The sequence below is a fragment of the Candidatus Omnitrophota bacterium genome (assembly GCA_025453395.1).
Classification (GTDB): Bacteria; Omnitrophota; Gorgyraeia; order Gygaellales; family Profunditerraquicolaceae; genus JAlOQK01.
In genome coordinates this window covers 1-18,517 of sequence record JALOQK010000012.1, presented here as the reverse complement: position 1 = coordinate 18,517, position 18,517 = coordinate 1, and the positions used below count along the sequence as shown (strand labels likewise).

Genomic DNA, 18,517 nt, shown 5'->3' with positions numbered 1-18,517 from the left:
TCTTTGTTGGTCTGATAACTTACAAAGTAACAGGTTTTCTTTGATCTGTGGAGCTTTTTTATTTATTCCCTTTGTCGCACTTTAGTTTACAATCTTCTACAATAAAATGCCTGCCACTAACTATGGGCAGGCATTTTATTGCAGAATATATTACCTTAATATTATCCAAGCTTCAGCGGCTTAAAACAAATAAACCAATCCAAACAACGGATCCCTTGTTTAGCAGCCCCTTCAACTCTTTCTTTAGCAACCCCGCAGCTTCCTGGAGGCGGGACAATCACATCATCCCCGGGCTGCCAATCGGCAGGCGTGGCTACTTTATGTTCATCGCTTGTTTGCATAGCAATAAGCAAACGTTTGATCTCGGCAAAATTTCGGCCGTTGGAAAGAGGATAATATATAAGCGCCCGGATCTTTGCCTGCGGGTCGATAAAGAATACCGCGCGTACCGCGCTTACGTTACTGGCGCAAGGTTGGACCATGCCGAATTTATGCGCTACCTCCATGGTCAAATCCGCTATCACCGGGAATCTAACCTCAACATTCTTCATCCCCTTATACTCGATCTTCTCTTTGATTGTCCTTAACCAAGCAATGTGGCTATAATGGCTGTCTATGGAAAGCCCGATTAGCTTGCAATTAAGCTGATCAAACTCTTTTTCCATAGCGGCAAAGGTCATAAACTCGGTTGTGCACACAGGCGTGAAATCCGCTGGATGGCTGAAGATGATCACCCACTTACCCTTATAGTCCTCAGGGAATTTAATATGCCCTTGAGTTGTATCTGCCTCAAAAGACGGCGCTGTTTCTCCGATAAGCGGCATATGAACTCTATCACAACTATTCTGTTCCATAACTGGCCTCCTCTGTTAAATTATTATTTTCTCTCGCCCAACTTATGATCCAACATAAATAATCCGTTGGAATTATCCTTGATCAGCTTAAGCTTATCCACTATCTGCTTAGCGTTGGCTTCTTCTTCAACCTGCTCATCAATAAACCACTTAAGCATGGATTCAGTAGCGCTATCGCCTTCTTGCTTAGCTACTTTAAAAAGATCGTTGATCAACTCAGTTACTTTTAATTCATGCGCATATACAGCTTCAAAAACCTCAAGCGCAGTCTTCCATTTAGCATCGCAGGCCTTAATATCCTCCAGGGCCACCTCGCCGCCTCGCTCTAAAACATAATCAAAGAACTTCATGGCGTGGGAATTTTCTTCCTGGGCCTGAATTCTCATCCAACGGCCAAAACCCGGCCAGTTCCTGGACTCGAAATACGAAGCCATACCTAAATAAAGGTATGACGAATATAGCTCAGCATTGATCTGCTTGTTGATGGCTTCAGTAACCTTATTTTTAATTTCCATTTTCCCCCCTTTTTTATGATTTTTATGGCCACTATTAACAATAAGAAAAATAACCTCTGGTAAAGCCTGTAACCTGAGCGCTAACACCTCCTCCCATAATTATTACTAAATCGTAATCTATACTATTTATTCACCAAAAAAAATTATTTTCTACATGAATTACAGATGCCCTCTAAGACTACCTTTTTACCGGTAATCGTAAACCTGTTTTGGATATCTTTAGGGACTGCCAAACTATCAAAGCCCTTATCAATAAAATCAAGAATACTATTGCATTTGAGGCACCGAAAATGGTGGTGATTGCCTGTATCGGGATCAAAACGCTTTGGCCGGCCATAACTCTCTACCATTTTTAAAATCCCCGCCCCGACAAAAGAAATAAGTGTCCGATTTACTGTATCAAAGGAAATATTGGGTATTTTCTTTCTCACCCTCTGAAAGACGGCATCCGCAGAAGGATGAGTTTTATTGTTAAAAAGAGCTTCATATATGGTTGCGCGTTGAGGGGTAATCTTAAGATTGTGCTCTTTGCATTTCTTATAGAAGAATTCAAGAGAAATGTTGCCTTTGTTATCCATGACAGGTACTATATAAGAATAATTCTTACTTGTCAATAAAATTATAGGGGGGGCACCCCCTATAATTTTTCGTTTCGCTAAGCTTAAAAATAGTTATTCGCCAATGGGCAGGTCTTCTGTGTTTTCTGGTTTCCCGCGCTGTTTCTGAAAACGGCCGTTTCTGCCTTCTTTACGCTTTTCAGCAAGCTGGTTAAATTTGGCAAATTGCTCAGGATTCAAAATTTCTTTTACCGCGAAAATCCCGCTTATCCGCTGGTCAATAAGCTGCGCCTGTAAAGATTTGATCTGGCTTACCAGGGGTTCAACCTTTGCGTTTGTGACAGCGGGGTCCTTTAATGCCTGCTGCAGCGCCTGATTTTTTTCCTTCATTGCCGCGCGCAATTGCGAAATCGCCTGGCGGTGCGCCTTGCGGTTTGCCTCTAATTGACTCTGCTGTTGCGAAGTTAGATTCAGCTCTTTATAGATCCCCTCTTTTAACCTGCCGCCGGATGGCGGTTCTTTATCCTGCATCTGAGCGTAACCAAGATTAGCCGTAAGAAAAAACAGCCCCAAACCGATCATTACCACTTTTGCCTTTCTCATAAAACACTCCCCCTTTCCACCAAATTAGACAGTTGATAACCGCAAAAAGTTTCTTTATAAAAAATATTCCTCTATATTTGTCCCCAGGCCGTTAAGCAGATATCCGTTTTCAGCGCTTAAGCTATAGCCCGCCAAACTTTCTGCGGCTTCTTGTTTGCTCAAGGCCATTTTATTCTGGATCAAGCCTGTAAAAATAACCGCGAAAATAATTATCGCTGAAAAGGAAGTGGCTAAAATAAATGCCGGCCTTCTTTTAAACAGCAAATCCCTTAGCCGTTTAATAGCGCCAAGGCTTAAGCCCTCTTCCCGGTTAAGCCGCTCTGTGATAATGGCGCCGCGGATGTTCTCCCATACGCGCTCAGGGATCTGTTTAGATTCTGCCGACTGAAAAAGCGCGCGTTGAGCCTGCAATTCTTTTACCAGGCTTCTGCATTCAGGGCACTGTTTAAGATGCCCATCAATGGATTGCTTCTCTCGCGGGTTCAGCTGCCCATCCAAAAAATCGGTTTTGAGCAATTCCTGTATTTTCCCACACCGGATCATGGCTGCCCCCTTCTTGATTTTTCCAACAGCGCCTCGCGCGCCCGCTTCAACCGAGACCGCACGGTATTTACCGGAATCCTTAAACTGTCGGAAATCTCCTGATAACTTAAGCCCTCTATTTCGCGCAAAATAATACAAACCCTATGCTCCTGGGTTAACATGCCTAATAGCGCATTAAGCCTGAATTCGTTATCGCTTTGCATGGCTGCTTCTCTTACCGGCCTGTTGTCAGGCAGAGATTCAATCAGATTATCGTAATCCACTCTGCCTTTTTCTTCTTTACTGGATTTACGATAACGGTTAATCGCGGTGTTTAGCGTAATCCGATATACCCAGGTATTAAATGTTGAACGGAACTGAAAATTCTTTAAATTCCGGTATATCTTCATAAAAACGTCCTGGGTGACTTCCTCGGCATCAGGGCTATTGCGAGTAATTCTAAAAGCTACATTATAGACAAAGCCGCTGGTTGCCTTATATATCTGCTCAAAGGCATCCATGTCCCCATGGGAAGCCCGCCCTAACAGTTCAAGAGCAATATCGTTCATATCTTAACCTCAATATATCCCAATCGCAGGCTGATCAAATCTTACTTTCCGTACAGCGCCCTTAACTGCTCAACAGTCGGATGGCCCTGGTAATATTCCCCTTGCGGGCCGATGTAACCGGTTTTGTGTTTAGTTAAGGAAACTGACGTGTACCCTCCGCTTGAATTCGGAATGTTTATTAATATCGTTTCGCCTGACGTGGCTGCGATCTGCGCAACAGCAGGATTAACTACGATAGTGGTAGTTTTAGGCGCCGGAACAACAACATATCCGCAATGGCATGGCCTATAGTAAACATCGTCATAATAGTAATACGGCGTACCGCTTACATAAACAACCTGATGGCGCGGCGGAAGCGCTGCGACTATTGTGCCGATTGTAAGCCCAGCGGCAAAAAAGCCCCAAAACCAACCGTTATCCCAGTGGCCGCCGTGATAGTAGTAACGGCCGTGGCCGCCGCGGCTCCCCCAGGCAAACGCATCCGATGAATAAAATGCTGTGAATGCCACAAGAACAGCTACAATTACCAAAACCTTGTTTCTTGGCATCTGCCTTGTCATAAATATCCTCCTTTTTCTTTCCTCTTCCTCGCTATCTTAGACAATGCAACTTAATAGAAAGTTCCAAGAAAATTGCGCAGAGAATGATACTACCGGGGCCGCTCCAATGTATCAAGATTGGTGTGTTTGGTTTCTTTAGAGAATAAAAGGGCGATAAAGGTCAACACCCCAAGCGAAGAAAGATAAATCCCCACAGAACCAGCGCCATAATTCCTGGCAAGCCAGACTGCCACAAAAGGAGTCAACGCCGCCCCCAGGATAGAAGAAAGATTATAAGAAATACCGGAACCCGTGTAACGCACATTGGTGGGAAATAACTCCGGCAAGACCGCTGACATTGGGCCAAAAGTCAAACCCATCAAGGCCATGCCAATACACAAGAATAAAAGCATCAACATCATGTTCGCCTGCTCTCTTATGCCTATAACCGCGGGATCAAGAAAGAAGCGGAATGAAAAACCAAAAAGAATAATCGCAAAAGTCACCAGCAAAAGGACAATGCGACGTCCGTATTTGTCCGCCAGATATCCGGAAACCGGGACCATGCCCCCGAATAAAAGCACAGAAAGAAGCTGCAACACCAGAAATGGACGATAACCTATGCCTAAAAATCCTAGCTCAACATTACCAATAGCATATGAAAGAACCCACGTAGTCATAAGATAAAACAACCCGTAAGTGGCAAGCATAATAAAAGTGCCCAGGATAAGTTCCCTTAGATGCTTTCTAAACACAAATTCCACGGGATGCTTAAGCTTTTCTCCCCGCGCCATGGCCTTGGCAAAAATCGGAGTTTCTTCAAGCTTTACGCGCACATATAGCCCCACAGCAACCATAACAACAGATGCCAAAAACGGGATGCGCCAACCCCAAACCAAAAAATGGCTCTCTAACTGCGCCTGCTCAGAATTATAGTTAAATAAAATGGTAAGAAATAAGAAGAAGCCGTTGGCCAGAATAAATCCAAAGGGCGCGCCTAATTGAGGCCACATTGCTGCCCAGGCTCTTTTGCCCTCCTTAGCTGTCTCGGTGACCAACAAGGCCGCGCCTGACCATTCACCGCCCAGGCCAAGCCCCTGACAGAAACGCAAGATGGTTAACAAAACCGCTGCCAATAAACCAATCTGCATTACCGTCGGTAGAAGACCGATTAAAAAAGTGGCTATTCCCATGGTCAAAAGCGATCCCACAAGAGTAGCCTTACGCCCGATGCGGTCGCCAAAATGCCCGAAAAGAATAGAGCCGATTGGCCTGGCCACAAAAGCAACTCCAAAGGTCGCCATAGACGCTAAAAGAGAAGCTCCCGCATCAGCCTTCGGGAAAAATAAAAGCGGGAAAACCGAAACCGCAGCTGTAGCATAGATGTAAAAATCGTAGAATTCAATGGTGGTGCCGACCATGCTGGCGATAACAATACGCGCCTGCGGCACCCCGCCAGATTTAACAGATCCAGTACTCATAGAGATTTTTGTAGGAAAATTAGAAGATTATTCTAATCTTTTTCTAATTGTTTGGCCATAACAAGCTTAAAAGCTTCCACAACCGCGGGGTCAAATTGCCCGCCGCTATTTTTCTCAATCTGCTCTATTGCTTCCCACGGAGGCTTGCCCTTGCGATAGGGCCTATCAGTGATCATGGCATCGTAAGAATCCGCCACAGCAATTATCCTGGCGCCCAAAGGAATGGATTTATGGCTTTTCAGGTCTTCTGATTTTTTATCCTGATCCATAAAATAAGTGTGATGGGCTAAGATCAAGGGGACTGCTTCCTTTAATACCCCGCCCACGGAAGCAACGATCTTGGCCCCTTTTTCAGTATGAGTGCCGACAATTTCCTTTTCCTGTTCGCTTAAGGAAGACGCCTTATGGATAAGGTCTAAGCTTATATCAATTTTGCCGATATCATGCAAGAGGGCCGCGACCTTAATATTTTCTACTTCGTTACGGGATAGCTGCATTGAAATAGCGATATCTGTGGCAAGCAAAGAAACGCGCAGGGAATGCCCCTGGGTGTATTTATCCGCTGATTCCAAATATTTGGTCAGGATCTCCAGGACTCCGACATACGCGGTATGCAGGTCCATGACCTTTTTTTCTTTTTCCTCATAAAGCTTGCCTACTACTGCGGCGGTAATAATAAGAAATGCGCCCCAAATAGATAATCTGAAGATAATATTTAGGTTACTGGATTCAAAAGAGGCAGGGCTAAGGTAGAATTTGGGATAAAAAATTACACACAAAGACACTACCAAAATAGAAAGAACGGCAAAAAGCACTGCTGCGCGCCTGCCTAAAATGTAGCCGGTAATCAAGATCGGTAAATAATACAGCTGTAAAAAGGCCATTTTGTATTCAACAAAGAAATTCACGAAAATAGTCCCCAGGAGAATCAATACTACGACTATCTCTTCAAAATGCTTCATAATAAACTGCTTAACCTTTTCCATATCTATCCTCCTTCGCCGTTAGAACCGTCCCCTATATTTTGCCACTGCGCGCACCCAACCACAGCGCAAACAATATTCCGATTAAGGCTATAATTATTAAAGCCACACTAATATTTTGTAGAGAGTCGGCGGGTTTTGAAACGCTTTCGCTTGTTTGGCTTAAAACAAAATCTGATCCTGCTTGCTGCCTTAAGAAACCCTCCAAGGATTGCGCCAGGCAAATAGGCACCAAGGGGGCTTGTTTGGTTTTTAGCTCAAGCATTTTTATACCCCAATAAGACACCTGAGAAATTGTGATATCTTCCCAGGGAATAAATAATGCCGGATGGAAAGTCGGCAAAATAAACCACATGGAAAGATACACCCCTTGAGGGCTCGTGCCTATAGTAAGGCAGTTGTTATAATTTGTGCCTTTCTTAAGGCTTGCGCTTTGCATGTATTTTTTCTTAGCAAGCTTCTCCCCGCGATAAGGATAATATTTGGCTAATTCCTGCCAGCCTCCGGCATAAGCAAGAAAGCGCATAATGGCAACCCAGGCTAAAGGAAAGATAATAAAGGGTAGGTAATTATGAATGTTCATAGGCCAACTAACCAACTCCGTAAAATCCGATGTTTTATCATGGCGCTTCGTTGTAACTGGCGCCCCGTGGCGTATAATTATTTTTCATTTACGCGGTATCGCGCAGCCCTTGCCGCGCCAACTCTGGTGACAACACCCAAACGAACAAGCGGGCCGATCAGCTGATTAACGCGAGCGCGGTTGATCTTCATGGCCTTCCCGATCTCTGACGCTCCTGAAACGCCTTTTTTCTCAAGCAAAGCCAAAAGCTCTTCCTGTTTGGGCGTAAGCGTTACCCCTTGCAAGCGAAGTGCCCCGGCCTTGATCCTGTTTTGCACATCATCATGCGCCCACGCCAAACCTTGGGCAACATATTCCACCCAGTGCGTAAAGTCCCCGTCCAGCTCACGTGTTTGCTGGATCATGTTATAATAACGGGGCCTGTCTTTCGCAAAGAAATCATCAAGACCCAAAGTACAAAGAGGATCAAAACCTTTTTCCCACAAAAGCCACTGCCCGACCGCTCTGCCCACGCGGCCATTGCCATCCACAAAGGGATGAATCGTCAAAAATTCATGCTGAAAGATAGCGCTTCTGGCCACTGGATGCAGGGATTCATCCTTAGCCCAAGCAAAAAGCGCCTTCATACGCCCCGCCACTTGTGCCGGAGGCGGCGGAGTAAAAATAACCTTATTACGGGCGTCCACGATGTAGTTCTGGACACTGCGATACTGGCCAGAACGATCTTTGGCCAAAAGCCCTTTAATCATACGCGCATGCACCGCCAGAAGCCCTTGTTCCGTTACCGGCTTATGCTTGATCTTTAATATCTGCCGCATGGCTTCAACGCAATTGGCGACCTCGGCCTTTTGCTTATCTTCAGCCAGAAGATCCTTGCCATCAACCACAGCCCGAACTTGGGCCAAAGACAGAAGATTACCTTCGATCCATGTCGACGAGTGAACGCTCCGGGCAAAGGCATCCCGCTCCAAGGGGGCCTTAACTGAAACCTGAAGCCGTGAGCTTCTAACCAACGCGCCTGTGACAGCAATCTGCTCGAACAGTTTTACGAGGTGCGGCGTTATCTGATATTCAGCTTTGAACATGATTCAAGTATACCATATCGTATAGGTATTGTATAGGGAATTGTATAGGGCTGCCGCCTAGAACCAGCCAACGCCGTTTAATGCAGTGTTTTATCAGCAAATTAAGAATGGGCGCGATAAAATTAGAACCGTTCACTATTTCTCAAAGCTACCCCAATAAATATAACCGTCCCCATTATTCCGGATATCTTGTTTTGCAATTCTCACCCCGGCATCTTTACCTTGACAAGCTACATTAACCATTATATACTTTATTTGGATCACGATGAGAGGCTATCCAAAGGGCTCGTCCCGCGGAATGCCTCTTTTTTATTTATACTCCAACTTCCCCCTTAAATCATTCATAAAAGCTAAATCCGGTGCAAACTTCCTCAAAAGAGACGAAAATTGATGCCTGTTTGGAACGATAAGTTTTTCTAACTTATTCTGTTTCTTAAGGTATTCGATAAGACAATGAAAATCACCATCTCCTGTAACCACAACAGCCTTATTGTAGCTATTGTACTCTAACATAGCATGCAAAACCAGTTCTGCATCAATATTACCCTTAACTCTGCCATCAGATAGTGTTAATGTAGGCTTAAAGATCAAAATATAACCTTGTTTTTGCAAGGAGGTATATAGGCTTTCATTGGTGGGCAAATAACCTATAAAAATAAATGCTTTCGCTATTCCATATTTATCTTCTAAATATCTACGAAACCTATTAAAATCAAGCTTCCAACCTTGCTCACGGATAGCAAGATTTAAGTTTTGGCTATCGATAAATGCGTAATTATTTAATTTCTTATCCATTTTCTCTACCTATACTAAGCCTTACTATTTATACCTTGCCCTAGTTTTGTTAACACCCCGCGCTTATCTTACCTGGCCTAAATTGATGGGCCAGTATCCGCCTTTTTGGCGGAGAATTGCCTGCCTACCGGCAGGCAGGCGCGGGTGTGCTGACTTCGGCAACAAAAAACCTTCGCCTTTATCTGGCGAAGGTTTGAATTATTTTAACGTGGCAGTTCCCCCTTCAAACATACCACACCTGTATTCTATATGTATTTTATACATCTAAACTTACCTTGTGTCAAATAAAATAACTATTCTACCAACCCCCACTTCTTCTCTCCGGGCAGACGCTTAATCTGCAATTTAAATTTCCCAGAGGGAAATTTAAAAAAGGGTCGATGGCTTAGGGACGTCCGCAACTTAATGATCAGCCAACCGACGCCGGTTAATCCGATGTATTATCAAACCGTGTCCTGCTAAACTGCGATTATACGTTTTTACAGATTGTTAATCCAATTTGCAATCTGTAAAGACCATTGAATCTGATATCCGATTCAGCACCTTATAGTCCGCTGGTTTATCAAACCAGCCGTTAGATACTGTTATTTCTAATCAGAAATCTGCTCCAATAATGGCTTTTTTCTAATCCACCTAAACCCAGAAAAATGAGTTATAACCGCCACATCAATATGCCCTCCTACAACAGGTATCATCTGGGCAAACCGTTGATATAAAATGGTCGTATCGATCAGATGAACAGCATAATCGATAGCGTCTTGCAAGGTAAGAGACTGATAGTTTGGTGTTGGAATAGGAGCTCCCGGTGTTGGCAACCAGAGTTTTTGCACAACCCTACCATCGCCGCCCCAAGTGGCTGAATAACCCTGGGCATGAACAGCCCTTTTTCGAGGATTTTTAGCAATATCAAGCACATATAGTTTTCCGATGTTAACATCATTCGTATCGAACCCTGCCACCTGAAATCCCAATGGACTAGCGTCGGCCGGAAGAGATTCGAAAGCTTTTTCTTTTTTTAGTTCTGCCAAGAAATAATCATTTAGCTTATCCGCTACTTCTTCGACCGTTTCTTTTCCACCAATTTTAATTCTTTCAAATTCTCTGACGTGGCTTTCAATTGTGCGTCCTGTTACAAATGCATTTCCATATGTTAATATCCCGATATTGCGAGTTTTTATATTAAACAGTTTTTGAGCAAAGGGGGAACCACCCGCAGGCATCATTATGGGCCCTAAAGGTATTTTAACCTTCGTTTGCTCTTGGCACTTAGGGCATGAAACATTTGTTTCTTGTTCGCCCATAACTGCCGTATTAGTCGACTGTAAACTGTCTGCGGCCAAAACAACCCCATCGGGAACTAGAACTGATATTGTTAAGCTCATTTTACATCCCCCTCTTCTTTTGTAACAGATATGCTTGTACCACTATTATTATGGTAATCAAGTAACTGTCGATATTTAGAAATAAGAAACTTATAGTCCGCTTTCTCGCTCTCTCGGTTTTGCTCATGCCTATGTTCAAATAAGCTAAAAACAAACAATATAAGGCCTACTACAATAAAAAATACCCCAATCGACGTTGTCTTAATCTCTATACCTTCTCCCTTGTAGACAACGTCAACTATGTTTGCTGGTAACAATTTATAAAAACAGACAGCCATTGAGCCGCTAATCACAAAGAATAGTGACCCAAGATATGAATAATGGTAATGCTTCATTTTATTTCACCAATTCAAATAATTCTTTGGGGTCGTTTAAAACTTTAAACTCCCACGCGCCAAAACTACCGCTTGCGTTTACGGCAATAATCCATTCCTTGGCGGCTTGACATTTGACCTTATTCTGTTCAGTAGTCCGTCTCTTGATTTCTATAAATTCATTCAATTTGCTTTAATCGAGAACCTCGACAAATTCCGCCGCTATATGGAATTCGTCCTCACGAACATTTTTTAGCACGATGTCTTTGAATTCTTTATTGTCCGGAGACAGCGTTATTTTGGCATGAATCCACGTCTCATCCTTAAATTGCCTCTTTTCGCTTTTATACCTCTTGATGGTAAAACTTTGCTGGGTTTCGGGATCAGTCACCCTTCGTGATTCAGCCAGCACAATTTTCCCATTACGCGATCCGCCTTGGTCTGGCCGGAACAGACACCAACTCCCATCAGGAATAGTCGCTTCCATAGATTTACCCACAACCTGAGCAATAAACATTTCCTTATCAATCTTTTTTCTGCTATTAATCTTTTTCCATCCCAATAGTTCCGGCCTTTGCTGTTCCTTGAACGCTGTGGCAACTGCCTGCAACGAATAAACAGGTAAACAAGTAGTATATTTATCTTCCTTCAACACATCTTCATCTCGAATAATATCACTAAAAAATAGGTCTGATTTCTTTGGGGTTAGCTCGACATCTAACGCCGATCTAAAATTACCAATTTTACCCTCCCGTATTCTCTGAAAATAACCAGCAAAGTCAGTCGGTGTTAAGAAATTAAATTTGTATTGGAGATCTTTGCCGTTCTTTTTTAAGAAGTTATTTAATCGGTCGAAGTGAGCGAGGGCATATTCGTTCTTCTTTTTATTCTCTGGCGATGGATCGTTAATCTCCTCGTCATCCTTAATTTCAACTACAGAAAGAACTTTTCCAGCCTTGATAAAGAAATCAGGATTAAAACGACTTCTCTTTGGATGCTCACCCTTTTTCCAGAAATAATCAATCTCATAAAATCCCATGGGTGTAGATTTTATCCACGCGTCAATATGCGATATGTTGTCGACATTAACCAATTCTTTTAAAAATCTGCGTTCATTTTCACAGTCGGCAATAACGGCATTTAAAGGCGTCTTAAAATCATAATAATTGCTGACCGGCACGCATTTATAACCACTTCCGCTTTCAATAGCTTCTTCATAAAATTCTTTGAATTCATCTGGGATATTTTTAACAGTTTCTGACGTAAAAAAAAGCGTTTTCGTACTTCTAAGCTCTGAAGCGCTAACACTTTCTTGCGGACGCTCATTAGTAGGGACGATGAAATATTCTTTGGGCTCGAAATCATACCTAACAACTTGAGCCTCTTTCCTTTGAAGCGTCCCGAGCGATTGTAAAAACTTTTGTTTTCTGCTTTCCGTAACAATTTGGCTATCTGTCCGCTTGAGCGAAGCCTTAACGATCTCCTCAATCCTCCCTACCGGAAAGAGTTCTTGATAATATTTTCTATCCGCTTCATCGGGCAAATCTTCAAAACACTGATACATACGTTTAGCCATTTCAAGCGTAGAATATGTCTTGTGTTTGATTTTTGTCTTCCATCTCTCCCGGGCACCAGTAGACGCCTCCTCAAGCTCAATATTCAATTCTTCGATTGACTGTTCACTTGATAAATCGACATAACCATTTTCAAATAATTTATACTTCTTATCCATGGGATAGGTTGTCACATACGGCTTCGGATCATATGAGATATTAACCAGTTCAAAGTTAAATGTTGAGTCCGTAACAGGAAAGGTCGAAACACGTTTCTCGTTCTCCATAACCTCGTCCACAAGGTGCTTGATATCAATTGCCCACTTATCATGATTAAATACGGTAACGCTCGGCTGTTCTCCTTGCCAATTTTCAGGAACACGTAGACCGCGCCCGAGCACTTGAGCAATAAGCAGTTTACTTTCAAATGCCCGCTTTTCATGAGGGACAATCTGAAAAACACGTTTTACATCCCATCCCTCATTGAGCATCGCAACAGACAAAATCCACTCAACCTTATTGTTTTTATTGTCGACGCTGGCTAACCTTGGCAAATCCAATGCATCGCTATGAATAACAAGCACTTGTTTATCTATTTGTTCCCGATCTCTACCAGTCTGTTCCATTAAAAAAGTCTTAAGCCGTTCAGCAACGTCCTTACATCCACTAATGTCCTTCGTGATGACGATAGTAAGGGGTCGAATATTCCTTGCGCGTAAATCCTGCTTATTTTTCTCATGTCGGTTAAAAATAAGTTGCCATTTTTCTTCCTCAGGCCGCTTAGTTTGAGGCATTTCTGCCACATACCATACTTTTTTAACGAATCTCTGCTCCATTGCTGTCCTAAGAGAATATCTGGAAATAACATCGGAGAAATAATCATTACCAACGTAACAAGTACCTGAAACGCCTATAATGTATTTAAAGCCATAATCCTTATCAGTTAAGAATTCCTTCCATCGTGTTTTTTGTCCCGCCGGTTCATTTGCAACATGATGGGCCTCATCATTTAAAACAAGTATCCGCTGACCTTTACCCTTTAAACTATCGCGAATCGAAGACCGCACATGCTTTAAGATCGCATGGTAATTTTCAATACAAATACAACCTGACACAATACTCTCATCCGCCCGTATAATTTTAGGCGTATTTACGACTGATCCTGCAGGTAGAAGGTCTCGCAAATCTGCTCTACCAGATAAATCTTTGAATTTCTCCAAAAGCCCTGTTTCAATCGTCGTTGAAGGACTAAGAACAAGCACTCGATCGACAACTCCCTCCGCAAGCATTATCGCGGCAATTCCATACATCACATAGCTTTTCCCTGTGCCTGTAGCCAAATCAAGCGACGCAGAAAGCTGATCGGGTAACTGTAAATGCCGCTCAAAGTTTTCAATAGATCCGTATCTATCGCGCAAATTCTGATTTCCAGAAAAATTCTTTTTAGCTAAATCTCTAAGACTACGGTATTCACCGCCTAAAAGATATCGAAGGGTTGTAAAGATAGCTTTTTTCTGGTATTCGCGGAGCCCGCAAAGCTCATCAATAAATTGCTCGTATTTATTTTCATTCCATTTGTGACGATCTACCGCAGTGCTAACATTGAGCACCAAATCCTCATTATGAAAACGCTGTATTCCATTATTTAATCGTCTTGACATAGTAAATCCTATTTACGATGGGCTCGTTTTGAACGATTTGTTTGCCCAGTCAATTTTTTCTGCTCTAGTATCATTCGAGATTCATTGCCATATATATCCAAAAACACAAGCATCACATCTCCAGTAGCATCCTTAAATGAAAAATCGATTTTCCATGAGTTGCCCTTAAGCGCATCGGCATAGAACACTTTGTCCAGATCAAATACTTTGCCGTTATAATCAAAATCAACCATTACCATAGACAAGGCGTCATGCTTACTGACCCTTTCTTCGCCCCGTAGACGCGCACGGCTTTCGAACTTCTTAATCTTTACTGATACGTTTTTGGCTTGTTTTTTAATATCGAGCTCGACAAGTGGCGGATGAATAAAATCAAAGCCTACAGCTTCCACCGTTTCGTTGACAGCGGCTTCATCGCTTGGCTGAACAAGCGCAGAAAACTCACGTCGGTGTAGCTCATTAATATACGAATAGGGAATACGCAAGGCATAATAACGAACCCCATCTAATTCAATGTAATCTTCTTGAAATAAAAAAACGCCACGCGGGGCGATAATAAAGCACCTTTCACCGATCTGCTTGCCGATACTAGCGTGGATATCTATGATTGTATCCCTGCTAATTGTCCCTTTATCAAAATGGTTAAAGACAAGAACACTTGACCCCTGTCGCTTACCATCCATCTGAAAACCACGGATCTTGTGAGGTTCATCTTTACACTCAAAAAGCTGGAGTGCGAAGAAACGCCAGTCCTTCCACGGCAATTGTCTTAGTGTTTCGAAATCATACAATCCTGCGTTACAAAGCGTGAAAGGTTTTGCGGTAATAGAATTTCCAGTGTTTCCGATTTCTGAGTGTAAATTTAATATTCTTTTTTGTATTGTATAGACGGATAACTTGCCACAATCGATTGCAATCCAGCGCCTTTTTAATTTTTCCGCAACAGCACAGGTAGTCCCCGACCCCGCAAAAGCATCAAGCACAAGATCCCCTTCATTTGAACACGCTTCAACTATGCGCTCGATAAGCGATTCTGGTTTTTGTGTAGGGTAATTGACAATCTCATTCTGGCTTCTATTTAAATTGCCTATATCAGTCCAAATATTATCTACTTGTTTGCCTTTTTCTATTCGTTCATTCAAATAATATTTTTCACGTAGCGTTTTATCGGTTATATAAAGTCGTCCTAGATTTTCTAAGGCTTTTAATTTTTCCCTAACCATTCTCCAGCCTTTCGCAGGACATTTCCATTTTCTGCCCTTATTATCTATATAATCATATAATGTTCCCGGAGTAGGGCCAGCGACCTTCTGTAAGCTAACAGTAGTATATTTTCCTCGATCGTCATTGTCATCTTTGTTGAACGCCGCTATATCGGCTTCCGAGTACTCCCTAGTCATTGGATTAAAAATATAGCTGTCTGATTTTGAATACCAAAATATGTAATCCGAATTCTGAGGTATATTGCGAGAAATCGTCTTGCCCGCAAATGTCCTTCTCCAAATTATTTCACTCCTAAAATTGTTCTCCCCAAAGATTTCGTCAATCAACGTTTTTATATAGTGCGATTTTCTATAATCCAAATGAACAAACAAATTCCCATCACTTGCTAACAGTCCATGAATAAAAACAAGCCTTTTGCGCAAAAATTCTAGAAACTCAGCGCCAGCAATCTTATCTTGATACGCTTTTTGATCTTGGCTTCCTCTGAAATCACGCTTTGTTGAAAATGGCGGATCAATATAAATTAATCGAACTCCCGGAGTCCCGTCTGCATTAACTAATTCACCACGCTCTTTCATCTGCAGAAGCGTTTTCATTGCCTGAAGATTGTCTCCCAAAATAAGCATATTATGCCAATCAACTCCGTTCGCCCCAAACGTGCTTACCGGCTGTAATGGCACAGCCATGGTATCGGCGAGAATTTTCTCTTCGCTCTCTTTCCCATGATAAATAAGCTCATACTCTCGCCGCTCAGGCGGGAAAAACTCCCGCGCCCATTCAACCGGAAGCTCATCGCCGTTTTCAATAAGCTTCGTACCTCGCTTTAAAAGTTCATATATTCGTTGCTGTCGTTCTTTTTCCATAAAACGCTTCTCCGTTATCTGTCTTTATTCGCTTCCCGGTGACCACAATGCCCTATTGATAGCACCGCCAGAAATGTCTTCTGATGCACAACAAACCCACGACTTAACGATTTCTTAGAATCATTTAACGATTATTTAACGATTCCACCTTGACGCATCGGTAGATTTGATCTAAATAATCGGTAGATTCTTCTTTCACTGCTTCGGGGTTTGTCGGGCACAGTCATTTCTAGTAATCCACCTTCAATAATCGGCTTGATGACTTGGTCCCGACTTAGCCCCAACTTGGGCCTCTTGGGCCTCGACTTGGGCCTGCGCTACGGCAATTTTGAAACTACTTCCCAGTGTCCGCCTTTATCCGGGCCTATGCGCCTTAATACGCCTTTTTCTTTTAGTTTCGACAAATGTTTCTCAACAGCCCTGCTCGATAGGCCGACTATATCGGCAATTTCCTGCGCTGAAATGGACGGATTCTCTTTGATAAACCGTATGATTTTCTCCGAACTTTTCTACCAACCTCTCGCCCTCATCCCATATAGGCCGGAAGAAACACACGATTTAATGCATTGCTCTACCTTTCCTTTGTTTGCCGAATAATCCCCGAATAGTTAATCGGTAGATTGGCCCCGAATGATCGGTAGATTATCGGTAGATTCTTTGTTCATTTTTTCGACATACTTCGTTGTCCGTCCACGGCCTGTCTGCTTAAGGATATTCAAATCGATCAGCCCTAAAAGATCACGTTGCGCTGTATCGTAGACAACATTAAAACGTTTTCTACACCATCCGCTTGTAACATATCCCGCGCTAAGAACGTGCGCTATAATTTGTTTTTGTCTTTTGTTCAACCTTCCTTCAACTGATGGCGCGATAGTTTTCCTCTTCAACGATTCCGGAGCGCGTAACTTTGAAATATTTTTGCCCGGCCCCTTGAATATCACTTGAAAATATCCCGTATCTTCGCCAAGCTCAATATTTGCAAGCCCGTGATCTTTCATTTGATCACGAATTCTTCGAAATCCACTGCCACGCTCTTCTATGCGATGAAAATAGGACAGACTCTGCGCCAAAATAGGATTACGCGAACAAGGCCTATATTTCCCGGAACGCAATTTTTGGATGGATAACGGCTTGGGCGGAAGTCCGGGGCTTGAAATAACAATGCGATCGGGAAACACTTCCACCATTATCTTACGACCGGCGTCTTCATAATTACGGTGCGCGAGCGCGTTCACAAGCGCTTCTCTTAAGGCCTCAGAAGGATATTCGTCAAGACGCACGCGTTCCAAACCAATCACGCGCATCGGATGTCTGGTATTGCGGTCAATAAATTCCAGCGTCCGTTCTATGACGAAAGGCGCGGGCCCACGAATATCTTCCTGATCTACCGGATCACCATCAGGAACTACAGCACGATACGCATCGGCCAAAAATCTGACTTGTGGAAAAACAGCTGAGGGATCATTGCTTAATAGAACTATTCCAGCGGCTGTAGCATAATATTCATTTGTTTCCGGGTCAAACCACAAAAGGCCCCGCGTCATCATATCTTCAATAATTGATTCGTCTGAAACGTGCTCTTCTCCTTTCCTCCCCGATTGCGTTTTAAGCTTTTTAGCCAAATCTTGGTTCATATTTTTCCATTTTAGGCGTTTCAATACCTGTGTTTCAAAGGAAGAAACTGCCTCAATGGTCTGTTCCGCGATTTTATCCTCGTCTAAAGATGGAGCCAAAGCAAAGCGTTCTTTAAGCAATTTCAACAACGCCGCTCTTACTTCTCTTTGTAAGTCAAATATATTACCAAAACGCTTGTATTTAAAATTATCAACACGAATTTCTTTCAGCCAATCTTGAGTATTCTGATCACGCCCTGCATCAGAGCTTCCTTTAACAAATATTAGGATTGGGCTGCCTCTTTTTTTAGCACGGCGATATTCCTGATGGGTTATTGATAAAGCTCCCGAATGGGTGCCGTATTCATTGCCAACTATACTCAAACAAACATCGCAACCGTCTAATACTCGAAGACACTCTTCATTGCATTTTTCAGGAGAAGCAGGTGATTGCTCATAGAGAATTGCTTCGCAATGGGTCAGAAGAAAGGAATCAGTGGTCATCAACGCAAGCACTGTAAGTCGTTCATTTTCGAGTTCTTTCTGAACAGAACTAACAAATATACGAAGTTTTTTACCTTTCACGTTTTTGTATCTCCTATTTATGATTTCCTACGCTTCGGCAATAGATGCGCTATCTTTATTTACAAAAAGGGTATAAAACATTATAGAAACAAAGGGGACAGTTTTATTTTTCCATAATTTGAAAAAATAAAACTGTTCCCCTCTCTTTGTTATGCCGCAACCAACTCTAGCTTTTCTTCTCTGGATAAACCTTTGACTCTCGAACCCGCAAAACCTCCAGAGCCACCCTGGCCTGC

18 protein-coding genes are annotated in these 18,517 nt (G+C 42.7%); all 18 read right to left on the bottom strand.

Annotated features, from left to right (window positions below):
• Positions 1-161: 161 nt before the first annotated feature.
• The 18 genes from MUF05_07670 to MUF05_07585 all read right to left on the bottom strand — a co-directional run bounded on the left by MUF05_07670 (position 162) and on the right by MUF05_07585 (position 18,281).
• Positions 162-854, bottom strand: coding sequence for a peroxiredoxin (locus tag MUF05_07670; GenBank protein MCU0666955.1), 693 nt, complete (start codon positions 852-854; stop codon positions 162-164).
• A 23-nt stretch (positions 855-877) separates the two neighbouring features.
• A complete protein-coding gene (locus tag MUF05_07665; protein MCU0666954.1) occupies positions 878-1,369 on the bottom strand; it encodes a ferritin in 492 nt (163 codons plus the stop codon).
• A gap of 143 nt (positions 1,370-1,512) precedes the next feature.
• Complete coding sequence (locus MUF05_07660; GenBank protein MCU0666953.1) at positions 1,513-1,947, bottom strand: transcriptional repressor; 435 nt, start codon at positions 1,945-1,947, stop codon at positions 1,513-1,515.
• Between the two features lie 93 nt (positions 1,948-2,040).
• Entirely contained in the window at positions 2,041-2,529 is a 489-nt protein-coding gene (locus MUF05_07655; protein MCU0666952.1) for a Spy/CpxP family protein refolding chaperone, read from the bottom strand.
• Positions 2,530-2,583: 54 nt separating this feature from the next.
• Entirely contained in the window at positions 2,584-3,072 is a 489-nt protein-coding gene (locus MUF05_07650) for a zf-HC2 domain-containing protein (protein ID MCU0666951.1), read from the bottom strand.
• The gene (locus tag MUF05_07645; GenBank protein MCU0666950.1) at positions 3,069-3,620 is read right to left on the bottom strand and encodes an RNA polymerase sigma factor; all 552 of its coding nucleotides are present in this window, start codon (positions 3,618-3,620) and stop codon (positions 3,069-3,071) included. The genes MUF05_07650 and MUF05_07645 overlap by 4 nt, the downstream gene beginning before the upstream one ends.
• Positions 3,621-3,661: 41 nt before the next feature.
• On the bottom strand, positions 3,662-4,180 hold the full coding sequence (locus MUF05_07640; GenBank protein MCU0666949.1) for a hypothetical protein: 519 nt from the start codon (positions 4,178-4,180) through the stop codon (positions 3,662-3,664).
• Positions 4,181-4,269: 89 nt separating this feature from the next.
• On the bottom strand, positions 4,270-5,640 hold the full coding sequence (locus MUF05_07635; GenBank protein ID MCU0666948.1) for an MHS family MFS transporter: 1,371 nt from the start codon (positions 5,638-5,640) through the stop codon (positions 4,270-4,272).
• 32 nt (positions 5,641-5,672) lie between these two features.
• A complete protein-coding gene (locus MUF05_07630; protein MCU0666947.1) occupies positions 5,673-6,626 on the bottom strand; it encodes an HD domain-containing protein in 954 nt (317 codons plus the stop codon).
• A gap of 31 nt (positions 6,627-6,657) precedes the next feature.
• Entirely contained in the window at positions 6,658-7,206 is a 549-nt protein-coding gene (locus tag MUF05_07625) for a hypothetical protein (GenBank protein ID MCU0666946.1), read from the bottom strand.
• 77 nt (positions 7,207-7,283) lie between these two features.
• Positions 7,284-8,291: a Fic family protein gene (locus MUF05_07620; protein ID MCU0666945.1), complete on the bottom strand. Its 1,008-nt coding sequence runs from the start codon at positions 8,289-8,291 to the stop codon at positions 7,284-7,286.
• 309 nt (positions 8,292-8,600) lie between these two features.
• Positions 8,601-9,086, bottom strand: coding sequence for an NYN domain-containing protein (locus MUF05_07615; protein ID MCU0666944.1), 486 nt, complete (start codon positions 9,084-9,086; stop codon positions 8,601-8,603).
• Between the two features lie 590 nt (positions 9,087-9,676).
• Positions 9,677-10,468, bottom strand: coding sequence for a hypothetical protein (locus MUF05_07610; protein ID MCU0666943.1), 792 nt, complete (start codon positions 10,466-10,468; stop codon positions 9,677-9,679).
• A 336-nt stretch (positions 10,469-10,804) separates the two neighbouring features.
• Positions 10,805-10,969 (bottom strand): hypothetical protein, encoded by a 165-nt coding sequence (locus MUF05_07605; GenBank protein MCU0666942.1) that lies wholly within the window; start codon positions 10,967-10,969, stop codon positions 10,805-10,807.
• A 6-nt stretch (positions 10,970-10,975) separates the two neighbouring features.
• Positions 10,976-13,996, bottom strand: coding sequence for a DEAD/DEAH box helicase family protein (locus MUF05_07600; GenBank protein MCU0666941.1), 3,021 nt, complete (start codon positions 13,994-13,996; stop codon positions 10,976-10,978).
• Positions 13,997-14,004: 8 nt separating this feature from the next.
• Positions 14,005-16,083: a site-specific DNA-methyltransferase gene (locus tag MUF05_07595; GenBank protein MCU0666940.1), complete on the bottom strand. Its 2,079-nt coding sequence runs from the start codon at positions 16,081-16,083 to the stop codon at positions 14,005-14,007.
• 317 nt (positions 16,084-16,400) lie between these two features.
• Positions 16,401-16,532 (bottom strand): hypothetical protein, encoded by a 132-nt coding sequence (locus MUF05_07590; GenBank protein MCU0666939.1) that lies wholly within the window; start codon positions 16,530-16,532, stop codon positions 16,401-16,403.
• Between the two features lie 159 nt (positions 16,533-16,691).
• Positions 16,692-18,281, bottom strand: coding sequence for a DUF4062 domain-containing protein (locus MUF05_07585; GenBank protein MCU0666938.1), 1,590 nt, complete (start codon positions 18,279-18,281; stop codon positions 16,692-16,694).
• Positions 18,282-18,517: the final 236 nt, after the last annotated feature.

What these genes read in the sequence shown, in the direction of transcription:
- MUF05_07650 (MCU0666951.1), bottom strand. Translation starts at nt 3,072, where the DNA reads ATGATCCGGTGTGGGAAAATACAGGAATTGCTCAAAACCGATTTTTTG.
- MUF05_07645 (MCU0666950.1), bottom strand. Translation starts at nt 3,620, where the DNA reads ATGAACGATATTGCTCTTGAACTGTTAGGGCGGGCTTCCCATGGGGAC.
- MUF05_07595 (MCU0666940.1), bottom strand. Translation starts at nt 16,083, where the DNA reads ATGGAAAAAGAACGACAGCAACGAATATATGAACTTTTAAAGCGAGGT.
- MUF05_07670 (MCU0666955.1), bottom strand. Translation starts at nt 854, where the DNA reads ATGGAACAGAATAGTTGTGATAGAGTTCATATGCCGCTTATCGGAGAA.
- MUF05_07660 (MCU0666953.1), bottom strand. Translation starts at nt 1,947, where the DNA reads ATGGATAACAAAGGCAACATTTCTCTTGAATTCTTCTATAAGAAATGC.
- MUF05_07665 (MCU0666954.1), bottom strand. Translation starts at nt 1,369, where the DNA reads ATGGAAATTAAAAATAAGGTTACTGAAGCCATCAACAAGCAGATCAAT.
- MUF05_07625 (MCU0666946.1), bottom strand. Translation starts at nt 7,206, where the DNA reads ATGAACATTCATAATTACCTACCCTTTATTATCTTTCCTTTAGCCTGG.
- MUF05_07610 (MCU0666943.1), bottom strand. Translation starts at nt 10,468, where the DNA reads ATGAGCTTAACAATATCAGTTCTAGTTCCCGATGGGGTTGTTTTGGCC.
- MUF05_07635 (MCU0666948.1), bottom strand. Translation starts at nt 5,640, where the DNA reads ATGAGTACTGGATCTGTTAAATCTGGCGGGGTGCCGCAGGCGCGTATT.
- MUF05_07630 (MCU0666947.1), bottom strand. Translation starts at nt 6,626, where the DNA reads ATGGAAAAGGTTAAGCAGTTTATTATGAAGCATTTTGAAGAGATAGTC.
- MUF05_07640 (MCU0666949.1), bottom strand. Translation starts at nt 4,180, where the DNA reads ATGACAAGGCAGATGCCAAGAAACAAGGTTTTGGTAATTGTAGCTGTT.
- MUF05_07620 (MCU0666945.1), bottom strand. Translation starts at nt 8,291, where the DNA reads ATGTTCAAAGCTGAATATCAGATAACGCCGCACCTCGTAAAACTGTTC.
- MUF05_07655 (MCU0666952.1), bottom strand. Translation starts at nt 2,529, where the DNA reads ATGAGAAAGGCAAAAGTGGTAATGATCGGTTTGGGGCTGTTTTTTCTT.
- MUF05_07615 (MCU0666944.1), bottom strand. Translation starts at nt 9,086, where the DNA reads ATGGATAAGAAATTAAATAATTACGCATTTATCGATAGCCAAAACTTA.
- MUF05_07600 (MCU0666941.1), bottom strand. Translation starts at nt 13,996, where the DNA reads ATGTCAAGACGATTAAATAATGGAATACAGCGTTTTCATAATGAGGAT.